This is a genomic window from Acidovorax sp. LjRoot74, assembly GCF_964254355.1.
Taxonomy (GTDB): Bacteria; Pseudomonadota; Gammaproteobacteria; order Burkholderiales; family Burkholderiaceae_C; genus Acidovorax.
This window is the reverse complement of record NZ_CAXUTI020000001.1, coordinates 483,132-503,782: the sequence shown is the minus strand read 5'-3', so window position 1 is coordinate 503,782 and position 20,651 is coordinate 483,132. Positions and strand designations below refer to the sequence as shown.

Sequence of the window (20,651 nt, the reverse complement as noted above, 5' to 3'; positions counted from 1 at the left end):
AGGTTTCCTAGAAAAAATCAGCGGGCAGCGGGCTGTGCAGCGGCGTCCGGCGAGCCCATGAGGCGGGTGCGGCGCACTTCGGTGAAGTACATCCAGATGAGCGAGACCCAGACCACGCCGTACATCAGCATGAAGGCGCTGGAGCGCACGCCCGTGAGGTCCATGAGTGCACCGAACAGGATGGGCAGAATGAAGCCGCCCATGCCACCGGCCAGGCCCACGATGCCGCTGATGGCGCCGATGTTCTTGGGGTAGTCGTCGCTGATGTACTTGAAGACGCTGGCCTTGCCGAAGGCCCAGGCAATGCCCAGCAGGAACATGAGGCCGGTGAACATGTACACGTTCAAGCCGATGTGGAAGGTCTGCGGGCCGTTGACGGTGAGGATGGTGAAGTCGGTCTGCGGATAGCTCAGCAGGAACAGGCAGATCCAGCTCACCCACATCACCCACCAGGTCACGCTGTGGGCACCGTACTTGTCAGAGAGCATGCCGCCAATGGCGCGCAGCACACCACCGGGCAGCGAGAAGCAGGCGGCCAGCAGCGCGGCCACGCGGATATCGAGGCCGTATTCGCCCACGTAGTACTGCACCATCCACAGCGACAGCGCCACGTAGCCACCGAACACGATGCTGTAGTACTGGCAGTACTTGAGCACCTTGGGGTCCTTGAGCGCCTTGAGCTGGTCGGAGAACTTGACGTTGCTGGCCACCAGGTGGGCCGGATCGCTGTAGCTGAACAGCCAGAACAGCACCAGCGTGCCGAGCATGATGGCGGCGTACACCTGCGGCACCATGGTCCAGCCGAAGGCCACCAGCAGCACCGGGGCCACGAACTTGTTGACGGCAGCGCCCGAGTTGCCCGCGCCGTACACGCCCATGGCCGTGCCCTGGCGGTGCTTGGGAAACCAGCGCGCCACATAGGGCGTGCCCACCGAGAACGAGCCGCCCGCCAGGCCGACGAACAGGCCGATGGTGAGGAAGTGCCAGTACTCGGTGGCGTAGCCCATCATCCAGATGGCCGGCACGGTGGTGGCCATCACGGCAGCCATCACGATGCGGCCACCGAAGCGGTCGGTCCAGATGCCCAGCGGCACCCGCACCAGCGAGCCGGTGAGCACAGGCATGGACATGAGCAGCCCGAACTGCGTGGAGTTCAGGTTGAGCATCTTCTTGATGGGGATGCCGATGACGCCGAACATCATCCAGACCATGAAGCAGACGGTGAAGGCGAAGGTGCTGACGATGAGCACCGACCAGGCCTGGCGGGTGCGCTGTGGGCTGTCGCCCGGGGGCAATGTGGTGTGTGCCATTGCGCGGTTCCTCTTCTTCTCTTGGGTATGGCGCTATGGTCGGTTTTCAGCCCCGCGCTGAACATCCTTCACAAGCACAGCCCGGCCACGGCAGAAGGAGTAGTCCCCCGACGCGGCAAGGGGCGGGGGCATCGTTCGAAAGAACTAGGGATGCCCTGCCCGCACAGGAAGCAAGGCAGCGCGCAAGGCGAGGGGCGCAGGCGCGGACGCAGGCCTGCGCACTGGCAAGCGGCGTGGATTGAGTGAAAAAATCGGCCCTTCCGCGCTATGGACGGACCTCAATAGCTATTGATTTAATAGCAAATAGACGATGCAGGACGCGCGCTGGCATGCAGCGCCGCACGCCCTACTCCGCGCGCTGGCGGTCGGAGGCGTAGACCGCCGCCTGTACGCGCGAGCTGAGACCGAGCTTGCGCAGGATGTGCTGCACATGGATCTTCACCGTGGTCTCGGCGATGTCCAGCGTGCGGGCGATTTCCTTGTTGCTGGCGCCGCGTGCAATCTCGCGCAGCACGTCTTCCTCACGCGGGGACAGCTGCGCCACGGCGACTGATGCGTCGGGTAAGGGCGGCGTCTGCGCCACTGGGAGCGGCGCAGACATGGCCGCAGCAGGCTGCGGCTCGGGCGCGCCCTGCGACTGGAAGGCGGCCACCAGCTTGCCCATCAGCTCCGGGCTGACCACGGGCTCGCCCCGGGCGGCGCGGCGGATGGCCTCGGCCAGCAGGTCGCCTTCGATGGTCTTGAGCAGGTAGCCCTGCGCGCCGTTGCGCAGCGCGGCGGCCAGATCCTGCCCGTCTTCGCTCACGGTGAGCATGAGCACGCGCGAGGCGGGCGCCACCTCGCGCAGGCCCCGGATGGCGTCCACGCCCATCACGCCGGGCAGGTGGTTGTCGAGCAGGATCACCTGGGGCGCAAGCTGCGGCGCCAGGCGCAGGGCCTCGGCGGCATCGCCCGCCTCGCCCACCACCAGCAGGCCCGGGTCCTGCCCCAGCAGGGCGATCAGGCCCCGGCGGAACAGGGTGTGGTCGTCCACCACCAGCAGCGTCACCGGGGGCTGCGGCGCCATGGCCTGCGGGGGCGCGGCCAGGGGCGCGGGGGCGGTAGAAAAGGTCATGGGCGGAAGGGAGAAAGTTTCAGGCGGCGGGCGTAGCCACCTCAGCGGCTACCAGCGGCGGGGGAGAGGCCTGCGGGGCCGAGGCCTGTGGCATCCAGGCGGCAGGTGGCATCGGTGGCGGCTCGGCCGCAGGGGCTGCAGCGCCGGTGGGCAGCTCGATGCACACGCGTGTGCCCTGGCCCGGGGTGGAATCGACCTGCAGCACGGCGCCCACGCGGTGGGCGCGCTCGCGCATGATGCCCAGGCCCACATGCAGCGAGTCGGGCGGCACGGCCGCGATGTCAAAGCCCTGGCCGTTGTCCTGCACCTCGAAGCGCCAGCGGGGATGGCGGTGCACGAGCAGGCCCACGCGCGTTGCGGCGGCGTGCTTGCGCACATTCGACAGCGCTTCCTGCACCATGTGCAGCACCTGGATCTGCACGTCCTGCGCCAGTGGCAGGCCATGGCCCACCATGCCCAGCGTGGTGACGATGCCGGTCTGGTGCTCGAACTTGGACAGCGTGGCGCGCAAGGCGGATTCGATGTCTTCCTCGCTGGTGCGGGTGCGGAAATGCACCAGCAGCTCGCGCACGTCGGCATAACACTCGCGCACCCCCACATCCAGCTCGCTGATGCTGCGGTCGCGCTTGGTCTCGTCGCCGCGCGCCACCGCGTCGCGCAGCAGCTGGGTCTGGATCTTGAGGAAGGCCAGCGACTGGGCAATGGAATCGTGCAGCTCGCGCGCGAGCAGGCTGCGCTCTTCGGCCACGGCGGCCTCGCGCTCCAGCGCGGTGGCGCGTAGGCCCTCCATGGCGCTGGCCAGGTGGCGCGTCAGGGCTTCGAGCAGCTCGCGCACCTCGTCGGTCATCTCGACCGGCGTGCGGAAGAACAGGTTCACCTCGCCCAGCAGGCGCTGCTGCATCTGCACGGGGATGGTGACCATGGTCTCGAACCCCGCGTCGCGGCAATGTGGCAAAGCCACGGCGGTGGACGGCGTGATGGGGATGACCCGGGTGCGCGCCTGCGCCTGTGGCTGGCCACACAGGCAGCTGCCGGTGTGCAGGCAATGTTCGCCCTCGGCCATGGCCTCGGGCAGCCCGTCACCCGCCAGCAGCACATAACGCTCGTTGGCCTCGTTGGACCAGCGCACGGCGGCGGCGTCGGCCCCTGCCACGCGGCGGATCTGCTGCACAAAACCCTGGGCCAGCAGCTCCAGGCTGCCCGCCGTGCTGGCCAGAGCGCTCACCTCGTACAACGCGGCCAGGCGCTGGTTCTGCACCGCAATGCTGGTTGTCTTCTCGCGCACCTTGTGCTCCAGCTCGTCGTGCGAGGTCTGCAGCGCGTGCGCCATCAGGTTGAAGCCCGCTGAGAGCTGGCCAAACTCGTCGTCGGTATCCACCGGCAGGCGCGTGCCCAGCTCGCCCTGGCGCAGCCGGGCCTGGGCCTGCTGCAGGCGTGCCACGGGGTTGATGACGAGCAGGTAACTCACGGCCATGAAGGTCACGGCCGCCACGATGGCCAGCGCCATCATGAACAGCTGGAACAGGTGCAGCGCGGCGGTCCAGCCGGCGATCTGGATCTCGATGGCGTCCACGAAACCATCCACCTGCTGCACAAAGGCATCGGCCTCGGCCAGCGTTTGCGCACGGTCGGGCGTTTGCGGAGCCACCCAGCCACTGCGCGCTTGCGCCCACTGGGTGCGGATGGATTCAAAGCGGGTGCGGGTCTCTTCGCTCCAGGGCACGAAGAGCGGGCGCGAGGGGTCGCCCGTGCGCAGCAGCTCCAGGCTGGCGTCGAACAGGCGGGCGCGTTCCAGCACCGCCTCGGCGGGCTCGGTCTGCAGCACCAGCACCATGCGCAGCATGTTCATGCGCAGGCGGCCCGCCTCGTTGACGGCGGCGGCGCCGCCCTCGAGCTTCCAGGTCACCCACAGCGTGAGGCTGATAGACGCCAGCGCCACCAGCAAAAAGCCCGCGCCCAGGGCCAGGAGCTTGGTGGTGAGCGTGGGCTTGGACCGCATGGGGCGCAGTGTAGGCAGGGAGGGTGCGGAATTTCTTGACTTGCGTCAAGTCCGCGCCGCGTAGCATCGCGGGATGCAAAGACCCATCCATTGCTTTATGCGCGCCCGGACCCTGCCCATGGCCCTGGGCTGCGCCCTGCTGGTGCTGGCGGGCTGCGCAGGCCCCCTGTCACCAGTCGCCCCACCCAGCGCCGGGCAGGCGGCCCCCTGGCCCGAACGCCTGCACAGCCTGCTGCCCGCCGATGTGCTGCTGCTGGGCGAGCAGCACGACGCTCCCGACCACCAGCGCCTGCAGCGCGAGGCCGTGATGTGGCTGGCGGCACGCGGCCAGCTGGCAGCCCTGGTGCTGGAGATGGCCGAGAGCGGGCACAGCACCCAGTCTCTGCCGCAGGGCGCGACCGAAGCCCAGGCCCAAGCCGCCCTGCAGTGGAACGACGCCGCTTGGCCCTGGAAGGCCTATGGCCCGGTGGTGATGGCCGCGGTGGCGGCGGGGGTGCCCGTGCTGGGCGGCAACCTGCCCCGCGCCCAGATGCGCGCCGCCATGCAGGAGCCCGCCTGGGACCGGCACCTGCCCCCCGCCGCATTGGCGCGCCAGATCACCGCCCTGCGTGACGGCCACTGCGGCCTGCTGCCCGAATCACAGCTCGCGCCGATGGCACGCATCCAGATCGCCCGCGATGCGAGCATGGCCCGCACCGCCCAGCAGGCGCTGCGCCCCGGCCAGACCGTGCTGCTGGTGGCCGGGGGCGGCCATGTGCTGCGCAGCCTGGGCGTGCCCACGCACTGGCCTGAAAATTTGAAGTCAAAAGTGGCTCTTGCGCGCGTCCAGAAAGCCCAATTAGCTATCAAAACAGAAGCGCCACAAGCCGCAGGCACGGGCGCCATCGCCCCGGCCGATGCCGACGCGGTGATTGACACCCCGGCCCTGCCGCCCCGCGATGCCTGCGCCGAGCTGCGCGAGCAGTGGCGCGCGGCGCCACGCGGCCAGCGCTGAGCGTCTGTTCAAAGCCTACGGCACGGCAGGCGCAGGCGTTGGCAGCGCGGGTGGCGTGGGCAGCGGCGGCTGCGCCCGCAGCAGCGCGGCAAAACCTTCGGCGGGCAGCGGGCGGCTGCACAGGTAGCCCTGGTAGGTGTCGCAACCGCGCTCGCGCAAGAAGGCCAGCTGGCCCGGGGTCTCCACCCCCTCGGCCAGCACCGACAGGCCCATGCTGTGCCCCATGGCGATGATGGCGGCGCTGATGGCCATATCGTCCTCGCTTTGGGGGATGTCGCGGATGAAGCCCTGGTCGATCTTCAGCACGTCTATGGGAAAGCGCTTGAGCTGCGCCAGCGACGAGTAGCCCGTGCCGAAATCATCCACTGCGATGCGCACCCCCAGCTCGCGCAGGCGCACCAGCACCTGGCGGGCCTCCTCGGTGCGCTCGGCCAGCGCACTTTCGGTGATCTCCAGCTCCAGCAGCCGGGCCGGAAAGCCCGAGTCCGCCAGCGCCCCCGACGTGCAGCCCGCCAGGTCGGTGAGGTGGAACTGGCGCGGCGACACGTTCACGGCCAGCATCAGTTCGGGCAGGCCCGCATCGCGCCACTCCTGGCCCTGGCGGCAGACCTCGCGCAGCACCCACTCGCCCAGCGGGCCGATCACGCCCGAAGTCTCGGCCACGGGGATGAAACGCGCGGGCGAGATCAGCCCCTCTTGCGGGTCGTTCCAGCGCACCAGCGCCTCGGCGCCCAGGATGCGGCCAGTGGCAATGTCCACCTGCGGCTGGTAGTACATCTGCAGATGGCCCTGCATCAGCGCCAGCCGCAGGCGCGACTCCAGCTCTAGCCGCTCGCGCGCGGCCTGGGTCATGGCCTCGTGGAAGAAGCACCAAGCGCCCCGCCCCCGCGCCTTGGCGCCGTACACGGCCGCGTGGGCGCCCTGCAGCAGCAGCTCGGTGGTGTGGGCATGGTCGGGGAACATGCAGATGCCCACGCTCACCCCGGCCACCACCTCCAGCCCGTCGGGCGAGCGCCAGGGCTCGGCCACGGCCCGGATCAGGTGGCGGGCCATGGCGGCCGCGCCGTCGGCATGGCGCAGGTTGCGCGCCACCACGGCCAGCTCATCGCCCGCCATGCGGCCCAGCACATCGCCCGGGCGCAGGGCCGACTGCACCTGCCGCGCAATGTGCTTGAGCACTTCGTCGCCGATGGTGTGGCCATAGCTGTCGTTCACGTCCTTGAAGCGGTCCAGGTTGAGCAGCAGCACGGCGATGTTCTCGCCGCTGGCGCGCGCCTCCTGCACGGCCAGCTCCAGCTGGTGCCCGAACCAGGTGCGGTTGGACAGGCCGGTGAGCGCGTCGTTGTGGGCCAGGAACTCCAGGCGCCGCTGCTGGGCTTTTTCTTCGGAGATGTCGGTGAACATGCACACGTAGTGCGTGATCTCGCCCGCCGGGTCGCGCACGGCCGACAGGGACATGTGTTCGGGGAATATCTCGCCGTTCTTGCGGCGGTTCCAGATCTCGCCCTGCCAGTGGCCGGTGTCGAGCAGCGCCGCCCACATGGCCTCGTAAAAAGCCTGGTCGTGGCGGCCCGACTTGAAGACGCGCGGGGTCTTGCCCAGCAGCTCGTCCTCGGTGTAGCCCAGCAGCCGCGTGAAGGCAGCATTGACCGACAGGATGCGGCTGTGGGCATCGGTCACCACCACGCCCTCCATGGTGTTGTCCACCACGGTGGCGGCCAGCCGCTGGCGGGCCTCGCTGCGCTGCAGCGCGGCGCGCGCGGCCTTGATCTCGTCCAGGTCCTGCACCACACACACCAGGTGGGCGGGCTCGTCGCTTTCCACCGGCACCAGGGTCACGGTGCACAACACGGGCACGGTGCGGCCATCGTCCAGGCGCTGGCACTGGCGTTCGCCCACGTAGTGGTCGATCTCGCCCGCCATCAGGCGCTCCAGCTGGCGCACGGCCCAGTCGCGGTCCTGGGCAATCATCACGTCGCGGAAGTTGAGGGTGAGCACCTGCGCCAGCGTGCCCCCCAGCATGTCGCTCAGGCGGTGGTTGGCCCACAGAAACTGCCCGTCCGGCGCCACACGCGCAATGCCGGCGGGGGCGTGGCGCACGATCTGTGTCAGCTCGCGCGCCATGGCCATGCGCACTTTTTCGGCACGGCGCATGCGCCGCAGCAGCCACCAGGTGAGGCCACTGGTCAGCGCCACATAGCCCCAGCCCTTCCAGGTCTGGAAACGGGTCAGCAGGTCGGGGTCGGTGACCCAATGGGCCAGCAGCGCATCGCCCACGAACACCCAGGCCACACCCAGCACCAGGTACAGCAGCATGCCCCGCCAGGGGACCAGTGGTGGGGCATGCCCCTCTTCGCCCATTGAACTCCTCGTGTCACACGGTTCCACGGCGCCGGGCCCTTGCTGCGACAATCACACAGCTATGACGACCAACGCCTACATCCTTACCCTGTCCTGCCCCGACCGCCTGGGGCTGGTGCACGCTGTGTCCGGCTTTCTGCTGGAACACGGCGGCAACATCGAAGAAGCCGCGCAGTACAACGACCACGCCACCGGCCTGTTCTTCATGCGGGTGCAGTTTGCCTGCGACCAGCATGACCACGCCACCCTCAAGGCGCGCCTGACGGCCTTTGCCGAGCCCCACCAGATGCGCTGGACGCTGCACGCCACGGCCGCGCCCATGAAAACCGTACTCATGGTCAGCAAAGAGGGCCATTGCCTCAACGACCTGCTGTTCCGCTGGAAAAGTGGCCTGCTGCCCATCGACATCCGCGCCATCATCAGCAACCACCGCGACTTCTACCAGCTCGCGGCCAGCTACAACGTGCCGTTCCACCACATCCCGCTCACCGGCACGACCAAGGCCCAGGCCGAGGCCAAGCAGTTCGAGATTATCGAGGCCGAAGGGGCCGAACTGGTGGTGCTGGCGCGTTACATGCAGATACTTTCTCTTGACCTATGTCAAAAGTTGGCCGGACGGGCGATCAACATCCACCACAGCTTCCTGCCAAGCTTCAAGGGCGCCAAGCCCTACTACCAGGCCCATGACCGGGGCGTGAAGCTGATCGGCGCCACCGCCCACTATGTGACGGCCGATCTGGACGAAGGCCCCATCATCGAGCAGGACGTGGCCCGCGCGGACCACACCGACACGGTGGAAGACCTCACCGCCCGAGGCCGTGACACCGAAAGCCAGGTGCTGGCCCGCGCCGTGAAGTGGCACAGCGAGCATCGCGTGATCCTGAACGGACACAAGACGGTCATCTTCCGCTAGCCAAGCTTTCCCATGGCCACGGCAGCCCCGTCCTCCTTCCTCAGCAGCGCCGCCCGGCGCATTCCGCCCATCCAGTGCCTGCTGACGTTTGAGGCCCTGGCCCGACTGCGCAGCGTGACGCAGACAGCCGACGAGCTGTGTGTGACGCCCAGCGCCGTGAGCCACCGGGTCAAGCAGCTGGAGCAGATCCTGGGCGCACAGCTGTTTGGCCGGGCGGATTTTTCGCTCACCACCGAGGGCAGCGCCTACCTGGCCCAGGTGCGCGAGGGGCTCACCGCGCTGCAGCGCTTTCCGGGCCAGGCCGTCGCGCCCGGGCGGCGGCGGCTCAAGCTGGCCGTGACGCCCACGTTTGCGCGCACCATCCTCATCCCGCGCCTGCGCCAGTTCACCGAGGCGTATCCCGAGATCGACCTGGCGCTGCAGGTGTCCATCCCTCTGCTGGATGTGGTGGCCGAAGACGCCGATCTGATGGTGCGCTTTGGCCCCGGCCACTATGCCGATGTGGAGCATGTGGAGCTGGCGCGCGACGTGGTCACGCCGCTGGCCTCACCCGCCTTCGTGCGCGAGCACGGCCCGTTTGACCGCCCCGAGGACCTGGAAGGGGTGCAGCTCTTGCGCAGCCCGCTGGAGCCCTGGCGCACCTGGTTTGCCCCCACCGGCCTGGACTGGGCCGAACCCAGCGAGGGCTCGCAGTTCAACGACATCGGCCTGATGTGCGATGCCGCCGCCGCTGGCATGGGCGTGGCCCTGGTGCGCCTGAAGCTCGGCGCCCCCTGGCTGGAGAACGGCACCCTGGTGCGCCTGTTTGCCCACGACGCCCCCAGCCCCCACGCCCACTACCTGTGCTGGCGCACCGGCACCATGGACCGGTGGGAATGCGCCGCGTTTGCCGAGTGGCTGCGCAAGACCATGGCGTAGCAGAGGCATCCCCCTGAGCCGCCTTTGGCGCCTTCCCCCTTCTCTCGGCTGCGCCGGGAAGGGGGACGCAGCCCTCGCTGCGGGGCGGCCCTTGCTCGGCGGCCCTCGCCCAAGCCGCGCCCTCCTCCACCAGGTGCAGGCAAAATTCGCCTCCAGCGCCTGTCCCACAAGCGCCAGCAGCTATCAATTGATGAGCATCCAGGTGTTTTTCACAATCCCCTGCAGAAAAGCTCAAGCTCAGGCCCCCAGCCATCCCCTACAGTGGCAGCCATGAACACTGCCGCCGCCCCCACCGCCGCCCTGTCCGAACGAGCCGCACGCCAGGCCGAAGTGGTCCAGGCCCTGAGCCGCGCCGTGCCTGCACACGCCCTGCTCTGGCACAGCGAAGACACTACGCCGTATGAATGTGACGGGCTCACCGCCTACCGCCAGCGCCCGCTGGTGGTGTGCCTGCCCGAGACGTATGAAGAAGTGCAGGCCGTGCTGCGCGTGTGCCACCAGCTGCAGGTGCCCGTGGTGGCGCGCGGTGCGGGCACAGGCCTGTCGGGCGGCGCCATGCCCCACGCCCTGGGCGTGACGCTCTCACTGGCCAAGTTCAACCGCATCCTCGACATCAACCCCGAAAGCCGCACGGCCGTCGTGCAGTGCGGCGTGCGCAACCTCGCCATCAGCGAGGCGGCGGCACCCTACAACCTCTACTACGCCCCCGACCCCAGCAGCCAGATCGCCTGCACCATCGGCGGCAACGTGGCCGAGAACTCCGGCGGCGTGCACTGCCTGAAATACGGCCTCACCGTGCACAACGTGCTCAAGGTGAAGGGCTTCACAGTGGAAGGCGAGCCCGTCGAATTCGGCAGCGAGGCGCTGGACGCCCCCGGCTACGACCTGCTGGCCGCTGTGATCGGCAGCGAGGGCATGCTGGCCGTGACCACCGAAGTGACGGTCAAGCTCATCCCCAAGCCCCAGCTAGCGCGCTGCATCATGGCCAGCTTTGACGACGTGCGCAAAGCGGGCGACGCAGTGGCCGCCGTCATCGCGGCAGGCATCATCCCCGCCGGGCTGGAGATGATGGACAAGCCCATGACCGCCGCCGTGGAAGACTTTGTGCACGCAGGTTACGACCTCACGGCCGAAGCCATCCTGCTGTGCGAAAGCGACGGCACCCCCGAAGAGGTGGAAGAAGAAATCGGCCGCATGAGCGAGGTGCTGCGCGCCGCAGGCGCCACCGCCATCAGCGTGAGCCGCGACGAGGCCGAGCGCCTGCGCTTCTGGAGCGGCCGCAAGAACGCCTTCCCCGCCAGCGGCCGCATCAGCCCCGACTACATGTGCATGGACTCCACCATCCCGCGCAAGCGCCTGGCCGACATCCTGCTCGCCATCCAGGAGATGGAAAAGAAATACCAGCTGCGCTGCGCCAACGTGTTCCACGCGGGCGACGGCAACCTGCACCCGCTGATCCTGTTCGATGCGAACGACGCCGACCAGCTGCACCGCTGCGAGCTATTTGGCGCCGACATCCTGGAGACCAGCGTGGCCATGGGCGGCACCGTGACGGGCGAACATGGCGTGGGCGTGGAGAAGCTCAACAGCATGTGCGTGCAATTCTCTGCGGCAGAGAACGCACAGATGTTCGGGCTCAAGCACGCGTTTGACCCGGCGGGGTTGTTGAACCCGGGCAAGGTGATTCCGACGCTGAACCGGTGTGCGGAATACGGGAAGATGCTGGTGCGGGGGGGGCAGATCAAGCACCCCGACCTGCCGCGTTTCTGACCGCCATGAAGGCGTTGCAAGGGCTGGCCTTTCTTCTGCTCATGCAGTCGGGGGGCGAGGCACTGTCTCACTTTTTAAAGCTCCCGGTCCCGGGGCCGGTCGTCGGCATGGTGCTGCTCTTGCTCGCGCTGCGCTGGCCGCCGGTGCAGGATGCCGTGGCCCCAGCGGCGGGCTTCTTGCTCCAGCACCTGTCGCTGCTGTTTGTGCCGGTGGGCGTGGGGGTGATGACCCACTTGGCGTTGCTGAGTACCTATGGCCTGCAGCTGGTGGCGGTGATCGTACTGTCCACCTGGATTGGCATGGCGGTGACGGCGCAGGTGTTGGGTCTTCTACAGCCCAAGGAGGACCATGGCGAACTTCGTTGAGCTGTGGGTGTACCTGGCCTCGGCCCCACTGTTCGGGCTGACGGCCACGCTGGCGGTGTATGTGCTGGCACAGGCACTGTCGGTGCGCTCCGGCCACGCACCCTGGGCCAATCCGGTGATGGTGTCGGTGGCCATTCTGGCCAGTGTGATGCTGGCCACGGGCACGGCCTACCCCACGTACTTTGCAGGCGCGCAGTTCATCCACTTCTTGCTCGGTCCTGCGGTGGTGGCGCTGGGTTGGCCCCTGTGGCAGCGCCGTGCGGCCCTGCGCTCGCGGTGGGGCCGGCTGGTGCTGGCCTCGCTGGCGGGTGGCAGCGCGGCGGCTGCCAGCGCCGTCGGCCTGGGCTGCGCACTGGGCCTGCCCGGTGATGTCCTGATGTCGCTGGCCCCCAAATCCGTCACCGCCCCGGTCGCGATGGGCATTGCCGCGCAGATTGGCGGCGTGCCCGCCCTGGCCGCCGTGTTCGCGGCACTGACGGGCATGGTGGGAGCGCTGTCTGCACGCTGGTTGTTTGGGTTGATGCGCCTGCCCACCGACGCACAAGGCATGGCGCTGCGAGGCTTTGCGCTGGGCACGGCGTCGCACGGCATTGGGGCGGCACATGCGCTGCAGGTGCATGCAGAGGCCGGGGCGTATGCAGGGCTGGCGCTGGGGCTGCAGGTGGTGTTGGCCGCGGTGCTGATGCCGCTCGTGTTCCGGTTGTTGTAAGGGGTGTGGCGGGGGCATCGCCTCCCGTCCCGCGCTACGCAGCGTTCAGTGGCCCTCACCCGCCCCACAAAGCCCGCCCCATGGCTCCCACGTGCGACACGCCGAACAGCAGCAGCCCGATGAGCCCGCCCACCACGGTGCCATTGATGCGGATGTACTGCAGGTCCTTGCCGATGTTCAGCTCAATCAGCTGCGTCATCTCCTCGGCATCCCACCGCCGCACCGTATCCTCAATGTGCTGCGCAATGAACGCCGACACATCCGGCGCCAGCCCCTCCACCCACCGCTCCAGCCGGTCATTGAATGACTGCCTGAGCGCCGCATCCCCCGCCAAAGACTCGCCCAGCCACAACCCCAGTTTGCCCACCTGCCGCGCCAGCACCGAATCGGCGTCAGCCAGATCGCGTTGCAACGCCCCACGCAGGTCCAGCCACAAGGTCTGCACATAGCCGCCCACGGTGGCATCGGTCTGCAGCCAGGTGCGAATCTCCTCACCCTTGCGCGTCCATTCAGGGTCGCGGCGCAGGCGCTCGATAAAGCGCTGCACGGCCCCGTCGAACTGCGCCCGCAAGGCGTGCTGCGGGTTGGCGGCCACATCGGCCATCAGGCTCTCCAGCGCGCGGGCCAGCAGGGCCGAGCCCTTGTCGCCCAGCCAGTCGCTGGGCAGCAACTTCTCGGTGCGCGGATGGTCCTTCTTGAGCCAGGCCACGATGGACTGCGCGACCCAGGTGCGGGTCTGCTCGTTTTGCAGCAGCTCGATGAGCTTGGCCAGCACATCGTCGAGCAGCGCCTGGTGGCGGCCGTCGTGAGTGAGGGTATCGAGGACGGCCGCCAGGGCGCGCGACATGTCCACCTGCCCGATCAAGGCACGCGCGGCCTTCTGGATGAAACGCTCCACCTGCGCGTCCTGCACCGTCTCCAGCGCAGCCGATGCCAGGCGCGTGGCCTGGTGCCCAAGCAGCGCGGCGTTGCCTGGCGAAGTGAGCCACTGCGCCAGTCGCTCGGCCGGGTCGTGCCTGCGGATCAGCGACACCAGCGAGGGCACGTCCAGAAATTTGTCGCGCACAAAGGTGGCGAGGTTGCGGCCGATGCGCGCCTGGTTGCGCGCGATGACCGCCGTGTGCGGAATGGGTAGGCCCAGCGGGCGGCGGAACAGCGCCACTACTGCAAACCAGTCGGCAAGCGCGCCCACCATGGCGGCCTCGGCCATGGCTTTCACGCTGTTGAGCCACAGGCCGCGCTCGACCACGCTGGTGCTAATGAACACGGCCGTCACCAGCAACAACAACCCCAGCGCCTGCCGCTTGGCGCGCCGCAGGGCGAGGGTCGCACTATCTGCTTCGGCGTTCATCCGGGTTGGCCCGCCGACTGCGACGGGAACCCGTCAGGCAGCCGCCGCAATCTGGTCCAGCGCCTTCGACAAATGGCCCACGCTGCGGTCCACGTTGTGCCATTTCTCCAGGCCGAACAGGCCGATGCGAAAGGTCTTGAAGTCCGGGCCTTCGTCGCATTGCAGCGGCACGCCCGCAGCGGTCTGCAGGCCCACTTCGAGGAACTTCTTGCCATTCTGGATGCCCGGGTCGGTGGTGTAGCTCACCACCACGCCAGGCGCCTTCCAGCCCTCGGCCGCCACGCTGGGGAAGCCGCGCGATTCGAGCAGCGCGCGCACCTTGGCGCCCAGTTCGATCTGCTCCTCGCGCACCTTGGCAAAGCCATATTCGCGCGTCTCTGCCATCACCTCGGACAGGCGCACCAGTGCGTCGGTGGGCATGGTGGTGTGGTAGGCGTGCTGGCCCTTTTCGTAGCCCTCTGCAATCTGCATCCACTTCTTGAGGTCGCACGAGAAGCTGCTGCTCGTCGTGCCCTCGATGGCCTGGCGCGCACGTTCGCTCAACATCACCATGGCGCAGCAGGGCGAGCCGCTCCAGCCCTTTTGCGGCGCACTGATGAGCACGTCCACGCCAGTGGCCTGCATGTCCACCCACATGGCGCCCGAGGCAATGCAGTCGAGCACGAACAGCGCACCCACCTCATGGGCGGCCGCTGTCAGCGTGCGGATGTAGTCGTCCGAGAGGATGATGCCGCTGGCCGTCTCCACATGCGGGGCGAACACCACCTTAGGTTTTTCGGCGCGGATGGTGGCCGCCACCTCGTCGGCCGGGCAAGGGGCCCAGGGCGCCTGCGGTCCATCGCCCTGGCGGCGCGCCTTGCACACCACCGCGCCGCCGCCCAGGCCGGTGTCGGCATCGAAGATCTGGCTCCAGCGGTAGCTGAACCAGCCGTTGCGCACGATGAGCACCTTTTCCTTGTTGGCAAACTGGCGCGCCACGGCTTCCATGCCGAAGGTGCCGCTGCCAGGCACCAGCACGGCGGTGTGGGCGTGGTAGACCTCTTTGAGCGTGCCCAGAATGTCCTGCATCACGCCGGTAAAGCGCTTGGACATGTGGTTGAGCGCGCGGTCGGTGTAGACCACCGAAAATTCGAGCAGGCCATCGGGATCGATATCGGGCAGCAGTCCGGGCATGAAGTGTTCTCCTTAATTTCGTTCAGCAGCGCAAGCATACTGGGATGAAGCTTATCGAAGCGCTCCGAGCACTGGGCATGCGGCGCCTTGCCCATCCATACCGCAGAGGAACCTTCTGAAATACACTCCGCCGATGGCTAACGGACGTCCAATCTCCAGAGCGCTCAGCGAGGGCTTCCACGCGTCTTTTGTTGCACTCAAAGCCGTTTGGACATGGATCAACACACCCACGGGCACGCTGCTGATCATCTGTGCGGTCTGCTGCGTGCCCCTGGCGCTTTCCATTGCTGGAGAGCCAAACCCGTTCAAGCCCAAAACAACATTTCACAGGCTGCAAGACAGCCCCATGATCGGCGTGCTGATCATCCTGTGTGCTGCCGTGTCCTTGGCAGCTCTGCGGATCAGCAAGGCTCACCACGGCGTGACCCGCATCCTGGGTCTGGCGTTCGCCGCTGCGGCCCTGGCCTCCGGCCTGGCCTTTGATGTGGGCGTCGGATCCACCATGGCGTTGGCGGCCACCTCACTCTTGCGCGTCAAGAGATAGGCAGAGGATCGTTGGTGGATGCGCAGCAGAGCGAGTGCTCGGCGGCGTTGCCTACCAAGTATCCACAAACCGGTGCCCCAGCGGCGCCACCTGGGCCGATGCCAGCCCCCGCGCCAGCCAGGCACGCGTGTCGGCCGGGTCGATCACCGCGTCGATCTCCAGCGTGGCCGCCATGTGCATTGCCTCCCCGTTGGCGTACGACTTGGCGAGCAGCTTGGCAAACAGCGCATCGCGCTCCGCGCCTTCTGGCAGCGCCTCCAGCTCCTTGCGAAAGCCCAGGCGCACGGCGCCTTCGAGCCCCATGGCGCCGAACTCGCCCGTAGGCCACGCCACGGTGAACACGGGTGCGTGGAAGCCCCCGGCTGTCATGCCCATGGCGCCCAAGCCGTAGCCCTTGCGCAGCACCACGCTGAAGGTGGGCACGCGCAGGCTGGCGGCGGTGACGAACAGGCGGCTCACGTGGCGCACCTGGGCTGTGGCCTCCACCTCGGGGCCGACCATGAAGCCGGGGGTGTCCACCAGGCTCACGATGGGCAGGCCGTGCGCGTTGCACAGCTGCATGAAGCGCGCCCCCTTGTCGGCCGCATCGGCGTCGATGGCACCGCCCAGGTGTTGCGGGTTGTTGGCCAGCAGGCCCACGGGGCGGCCCTCGATGCGCGCCAGTGCGGTATGGATGCCCGCACCAAAGCCGGTGCGCAGCAGCAGCAAGCTGCCCTCGTCCACCAAGCCGGCCATCGCCGTCCGGGTGTCGTACACGCGCAGCCGGTTCTCGGGGACCACGGCGCGCAGTAGGCGCTGGTCGGGCGCGGACCACTGCGATGTGCGGCCCTGGAAGAACGACAGGTAGTGGCGCGCGGCCTGCACCGCCCCAGCCTCGTCATCGACCAGCACGTCGATCACGCCGTTGGCATGCTGCACGCGGCTCGGGCCGATCTGTTCGGGCTTGAACACGCCCAGGCCACCGCCTTCGATCATGGCCGGGCCGCCCATGCCGATGTTGCTGGCGCGTGTGGCAATGATCACGTCGCTGCAGCCCAGCAGCGCCGCGTTGCCCGCAAAGCAGCGCCCCGCAGCGATGCCGATGACCGGCACCTGGCCCGACAGCGCGGCGTAGCTGGCAAAGGTGTGCACATGCAGCCCCGCCACGATGGGCATGTCGGTGTCGCCCGGGCGGCCACCGCCGCCTTCGGCAAACAGCACCACGGGCAACTTCTGCGCCAGGGCAATGCCGAGCATGCGGTCGGTCTTGGCGTGGTTGCGAGCGCCCTGGGTGCCTGCGAGCACGGTGGCGTCGTAGGACATGACCACGGCGCGGGATTTCTCGTCGCCAAACAGCGCGCCGTTGATGCCACCAATGCCCGTGACCATGCCGTCAGCGGGCGTGTTGGCGATCAGGTCTTCCTTGCTGCGGCGGCGCGCCTGCGCGGCGATGGCCAGGGCGCCGTATTCGATGAAGCTGCCGTCGTCGCACAGGTCGGCAATGTTCTCGCGCGCCGTGCGGCCGCCTTGCGCGTGGCGCTTGGCGATGGCCTCGGGCCGTGCGGCGTCGAGCGTGAAGGCGTGGCGGTCGATCACGCGCTGCAGGTCGGGGCGGATGTGGTCGGGGTCATGTGCCGTGTGGTCCTGCAAGCCTAGATCGGTCGCGTCGTCCACTGCCTCCAGCACCATCAGTGGCTGGCCCTGCACCACGTAGCCACCGGCCACGGCCAGCAGCGCACCCACGCGGCCCGCGTGCGGGGCCAGCAGCACGTGTTCCATCTTCATGGCTTCGAGCACAGCCAGCTCGGCGCCCACAGCCACCACATCGCCCTCGGCCACGCTGAGCTGCACCAGGCGCGCGGGCATGGGTGCCAGCACGGCGCCTGCGGGTGGTGGGGTTGCAGATTCCAAGGTTTTCTGGCCTTCTCCGCGCTCTGTATATGCCTCAATAGCTACATTTTTTATAGCATTCAGCAATTGAGGCAACACCGACTCCAGCCAGCGTGTGTGCACCTGCTGGTTGTCCATCTCGGGCCGCGCGGCCAGCGCCTGCAGCAGTGCGAGGTTGGTGGCCACACCGTCGATGCGGCACTCGGCCAGGGCGCGCTGCGAGCGGCGCAGTGCGTCGGCAAAACGCGGGCTGCGCGTATGCACGATGAGCTTGGCCAGCAGCGTGTCGTAGTGTGGCGAGGGCGCGGCACCTGCCACGCCGTGTGTGTCCACACGCACGCCCGGGCCTGTGGGCAGGTCGAAGCGGCTGAGCGTGCCGCTGCCGGGGGTGGCGTTGCCCTGCGCATCGAGCGTTTCGGCGTTGATGCGCCACTGAATCGCATAGCCCAACACGGAGGGCGGTGCGGCAGGGTCGAGGCCGATGTCCTGCAGCCTGCGGCCCGCCGCCAGCGCGATCTGCGTCTGCACCAGGTCCACACCGGTGACCTCTTCGGTGATGGTGTGCTCGACCTGTAGGCGCGGGTTGCATTCGATGAACACAAAAGGCAGGTCGGCGCTGGCCAGGTCCACCAAAAACTCGAAGGTGCCCAAGCCCTGGTAGTCCACGGCACGCGCCATGGACAGCGCGGCAGTGGTGATGCGCTCGCGCAATGCGCCCGACAGCGAGGGGCTGGGCGCGATCTCCACCACTTTCTGAAAGCGCCGCTGCAGCGTGCATTCGCGCTCGCCCAGAGCAATCACCTCGCGCCCGTCGCCCAGCACCTGCACTTCGATGTGGCGTGCATTGCCCATCAGGCGCTCCACGTACACGCCGTCCACCCCAAACGCGGCCTGCGCCTCGCTGCGGCAGCGGGCGTAGGCAGCAGGCAGTTCATCGGCCGACAACACGGCACGCATGCCACGCCCGCCGCCACCACCAATGGCCTTGATCACGATGCCTGCGCTGCCTTGCTGCGCAAAGAAGGCCTGCGCTTCTTCCAGCGACACGGCCGCCTGGGTGCCGGGCATGAGGGGCACACCCTGCTGCAGCGCCAGCGCGCGGGCGCGGGCCTTGTCGCCAAACAGCGCCAGCTGGTCCGGCGTGGGGCCGATGAAGCACAGGCTGGCTTGTGCGCAGGCCTCGGCAAAGTCGGCCCGCTCGCTCAGGAAGCCGTAGCCGGGGTGCACGGCGTCGCACCCCTCGGCCTGCGCGATGGCGATGATGCGCGCACCATCCAGGTAGGCGGCCGGGCCGGTGGCGCCCAGCGCCACGGCACTGTCAGCAGCGCGCACATGGGGGCTGGTGGCGTCGTCGCCGGCATACACGGCCACGCTGGCAATGCCCAGGTCGTGCAGGGCGCGTACGGTGCGCAGTGCGATTTCGCCCCGGTTGGCAACCAGCACTTTGGTGAACAGAACAGAAGATGGCATGGGGCAGTCGCTCTATTTTTTATAGCCACCAGCGCATATTCATCCAGCGCCAGCGGCCAATTTTTCATTCAATCAAGCAATATCACGCAGCAGGCGGCGCAGCACCTTGCCCGCGCCCGTGGCGGGCAGTGCATCGATAAAGCGCACCTCGCGCGGGGCCTTGTAGGGCGCCATGTTGTCCCGGCACCAAGCCACGAGCGCAGCGGTGTCCACTTCCTGGCCCGGCTTCTTGACGATGAAGGCGCGCACCACCTCGCCCTTTTCCGCATCGGGCACGCCGATCACGGCGGCCTGGGCCACGGCGGGGTGTTTGATGAGCAGGGTCTCGACCTCTTCGGGGAATACGCTGTAGCCCGAGACCTTGATCATTTCCTTGAAACGGCCGATGAAGGTGAGGTAGCCGTCCGCATCGATTTGGCCCATGTCGCCGGTGTAGACCCAGCCGTCCTTCAGCGTCTTGGCCGTGGCCTCGGGCTTGTTCCAGTAGCCCTTGAAGTTACCGGGGCCGTGGATGGTGATCTCGCCCACCTCGCCAGCGGCCAGCGGCGAGCCGGTGTCGGGGTCCACGATGCGGATCGTGTTGCCCGGCACGGGCTTGCCCTGGGTGCCCCAGCGGATGGCGTCCACTGGCATGGCGGTGTCCACGGTGTGGGTTTCGGACAGGCCATAGGCCGCCTCGTGCGAGATGCAATTGGGCGCGAACTGCTGCCATTGCAGGGCCAGCGCCTCGGTGAAGGTGATGCCGAAGCTGGTGACCGGGTTGCGGCGCAGCGCGCTCCAGTCCATGTCGCGTACGCCGGGCACCTGCATCAAGGCGCCGTTCATGGGCGCGATGCTGTACCACCAGGTCACGCGGTGGCGCTCCAGCGCCTGGGCCACGCCCAGCGGGTCAAATCGGTACAGCAGCACGGCCGTGGCGCCGGTGTACACGGGCAGGTTCACACCCATCACCATGCCGGCGATGTGGTACAGCGGCGCCACGGCCAGCAGCGTTTCGTGCGGCGTCATGCCGTTGCAGTCGGCAGACGCGGCGGTCTTGAAGGTGGCGTTGCCGTAGCTCAGCATCGCGCCCTTGGGCAGGCCGGTGGTGCCCGAGGTGTAGGTCATCAGCGAGACGTCGTCCATCGCCAGCGCCACGGGCGCAGGCCGCGCGCCGGTGCGGGTGGCAGCCAGGAAGTCTTCGCAGCCCGCAGGCACCGGGCCCATGGCGGTACGCATGTTCAGCAGCTCGGCGGGCACGTCGATACTGGGCGCCCCCTCGGGCAGCAGCTCCGCATAGCGCACCACAAACACATGCTGCAGCGCTGTCTTGGCGCGCACCTTGTCCACCACGGGCAGCAGCACGTCGGCCGCGACGATCACGCGCGCCTGCAGGTCGGTGAGCTGGTATTCCAGCTCGTGCTCCTTGTTCAGCGGACCGCAGGGGCAGACGATGGCGCCGATCTTCTGGATGCCGTAGTGCGCCATCACGTACTGCGGGCAGTTATTCATGAACAGTGCCACGGGCTCGCCCTTGGCCACACCCAGAGCCTGCAGGCGCGCGGCGAAGGCATCGCTGGCTGCGTCGAGCTGCGCCCAGGTGAGGGGCTGGCCGTACCAGAGGTAGGCGACGCGGTCGGGCGTTTCGCGCGCGTGGCGGCGCAGGTGTTCGTGCAGCGGCAGGGGCGTTGCGGTGGCAGGCATGGTGTTGTTGTCTCCAAGGTGTCTGGAATTGCTGGTTCCCGGGGGCGTCAGAACCTGTTCTAAGGGTTTGCGATAGGCGCCCTCACCTGCCAGCGTCTTGCCAATATA

General features: G+C 68.0%; 15 protein-coding genes. 7 read left to right on the top strand and 8 right to left on the bottom strand.

The window, feature by feature from the left end:
• Positions 1 to 17: 17 nt before the first annotated feature.
• The 3 genes from ACSQ3O_RS02350 to ACSQ3O_RS02340 all read right to left on the bottom strand — a co-directional run bounded on the left by ACSQ3O_RS02350 (position 18) and on the right by ACSQ3O_RS02340 (position 4,423).
• Positions 18 to 1,310, bottom strand: a complete 1,293-nt coding sequence (locus ACSQ3O_RS02350; RefSeq protein ID WP_137748845.1) for an MFS transporter — start codon at positions 1,308 to 1,310, stop codon at positions 18 to 20.
• Positions 1,311 to 1,656: 346 nt separating this feature from the next.
• Positions 1,657 to 2,376, bottom strand: a complete 720-nt coding sequence (locus ACSQ3O_RS02345) for a response regulator (RefSeq protein WP_436141059.1) — start codon at positions 2,374 to 2,376, stop codon at positions 1,657 to 1,659.
• 67 nt (positions 2,377 to 2,443) lie between these two features.
• Entirely contained in the window at positions 2,444 to 4,423 is a 1,980-nt protein-coding gene (locus tag ACSQ3O_RS02340; protein ID WP_436137709.1) for a type IV pili methyl-accepting chemotaxis transducer N-terminal domain-containing protein, read from the bottom strand.
• 97 nt (positions 4,424 to 4,520) lie between these two features.
• Here ACSQ3O_RS02340 and ACSQ3O_RS02335 point away from each other — a divergent pair, with 97 nt between their 5' ends.
• Positions 4,521 to 5,417 (top strand): ChaN family lipoprotein, encoded by an 897-nt coding sequence (locus tag ACSQ3O_RS02335; RefSeq protein ID WP_436137708.1) that lies wholly within the window; start codon positions 4,521 to 4,523, stop codon positions 5,415 to 5,417.
• Positions 5,418 to 5,432: 15 nt separating this feature from the next.
• Here ACSQ3O_RS02335 and ACSQ3O_RS02330 read toward each other — a convergent pair whose 3' ends face one another.
• The gene (locus ACSQ3O_RS02330; RefSeq protein ID WP_298453004.1) at positions 5,433 to 7,778 is read right to left on the bottom strand and encodes a putative bifunctional diguanylate cyclase/phosphodiesterase; all 2,346 of its coding nucleotides are present in this window, start codon (positions 7,776 to 7,778) and stop codon (positions 5,433 to 5,435) included.
• 61 nt (positions 7,779 to 7,839) lie between these two features.
• Between ACSQ3O_RS02330 and purU the strand changes: the two genes are divergently transcribed.
• The 5 genes from purU (at position 7,840) to ACSQ3O_RS02305 (ending at position 12,453) form a co-directional block, all read left to right on the top strand.
• Positions 7,840 to 8,691, top strand: coding sequence for a formyltetrahydrofolate deformylase (purU, locus tag ACSQ3O_RS02325; protein WP_137748848.1), 852 nt, complete (start codon positions 7,840 to 7,842; stop codon positions 8,689 to 8,691).
• 12 nt (positions 8,692 to 8,703) lie between these two features.
• A complete protein-coding gene (locus ACSQ3O_RS02320; protein ID WP_436137707.1) occupies positions 8,704 to 9,609 on the top strand; it encodes a LysR substrate-binding domain-containing protein in 906 nt (301 codons plus the stop codon).
• Between the two features lie 270 nt (positions 9,610 to 9,879).
• A complete protein-coding gene (locus ACSQ3O_RS02315) occupies positions 9,880 to 11,379 on the top strand; it encodes an FAD-linked oxidase C-terminal domain-containing protein (protein ID WP_436137706.1) in 1,500 nt (499 codons plus the stop codon).
• A 5-nt stretch (positions 11,380 to 11,384) separates the two neighbouring features.
• The gene (locus tag ACSQ3O_RS02310) at positions 11,385 to 11,744 is read left to right on the top strand and encodes a CidA/LrgA family protein (RefSeq protein WP_436137705.1); all 360 of its coding nucleotides are present in this window, start codon (positions 11,385 to 11,387) and stop codon (positions 11,742 to 11,744) included.
• Entirely contained in the window at positions 11,728 to 12,453 is a 726-nt protein-coding gene (locus ACSQ3O_RS02305; RefSeq protein WP_137748852.1) for an LrgB family protein, read from the top strand. The genes ACSQ3O_RS02310 and ACSQ3O_RS02305 overlap by 17 nt, the downstream gene beginning before the upstream one ends.
• Before the next feature lie 55 nt (positions 12,454 to 12,508).
• On the opposite strand, the gene ACSQ3O_RS02300 is transcribed toward ACSQ3O_RS02305, so the two are convergent.
• Both ACSQ3O_RS02300 and ACSQ3O_RS02295 read right to left on the bottom strand, forming a co-directional pair.
• The gene (locus ACSQ3O_RS02300; protein WP_436137704.1) at positions 12,509 to 13,804 is read right to left on the bottom strand and encodes a DUF445 domain-containing protein; all 1,296 of its coding nucleotides are present in this window, start codon (positions 13,802 to 13,804) and stop codon (positions 12,509 to 12,511) included.
• A 33-nt stretch (positions 13,805 to 13,837) separates the two neighbouring features.
• Positions 13,838 to 14,977: an aminotransferase class V-fold PLP-dependent enzyme gene (locus ACSQ3O_RS02295; RefSeq protein ID WP_298457885.1), complete on the bottom strand. Its 1,140-nt coding sequence runs from the start codon at positions 14,975 to 14,977 to the stop codon at positions 13,838 to 13,840.
• Between the two features lie 133 nt (positions 14,978 to 15,110).
• Here ACSQ3O_RS02295 and ACSQ3O_RS02290 point away from each other — a divergent pair, with 133 nt between their 5' ends.
• Positions 15,111 to 15,521: a hypothetical protein gene (locus ACSQ3O_RS02290; RefSeq protein ID WP_436137703.1), complete on the top strand. Its 411-nt coding sequence runs from the start codon at positions 15,111 to 15,113 to the stop codon at positions 15,519 to 15,521.
• 51 nt (positions 15,522 to 15,572) lie between these two features.
• Here ACSQ3O_RS02290 and ACSQ3O_RS02285 read toward each other — a convergent pair whose 3' ends face one another.
• On the bottom strand, positions 15,573 to 18,845 hold the full coding sequence (locus ACSQ3O_RS02285; RefSeq protein ID WP_436141058.1) for a carboxyl transferase domain-containing protein: 3,273 nt from the start codon (positions 18,843 to 18,845) through the stop codon (positions 15,573 to 15,575).
• A gap of 87 nt (positions 18,846 to 18,932) precedes the next feature.
• On the bottom strand, positions 18,933 to 20,543 hold the full coding sequence (locus tag ACSQ3O_RS02280; RefSeq protein ID WP_436137702.1) for an AMP-binding protein: 1,611 nt from the start codon (positions 20,541 to 20,543) through the stop codon (positions 18,933 to 18,935).
• Positions 20,544 to 20,651: the final 108 nt, after the last annotated feature.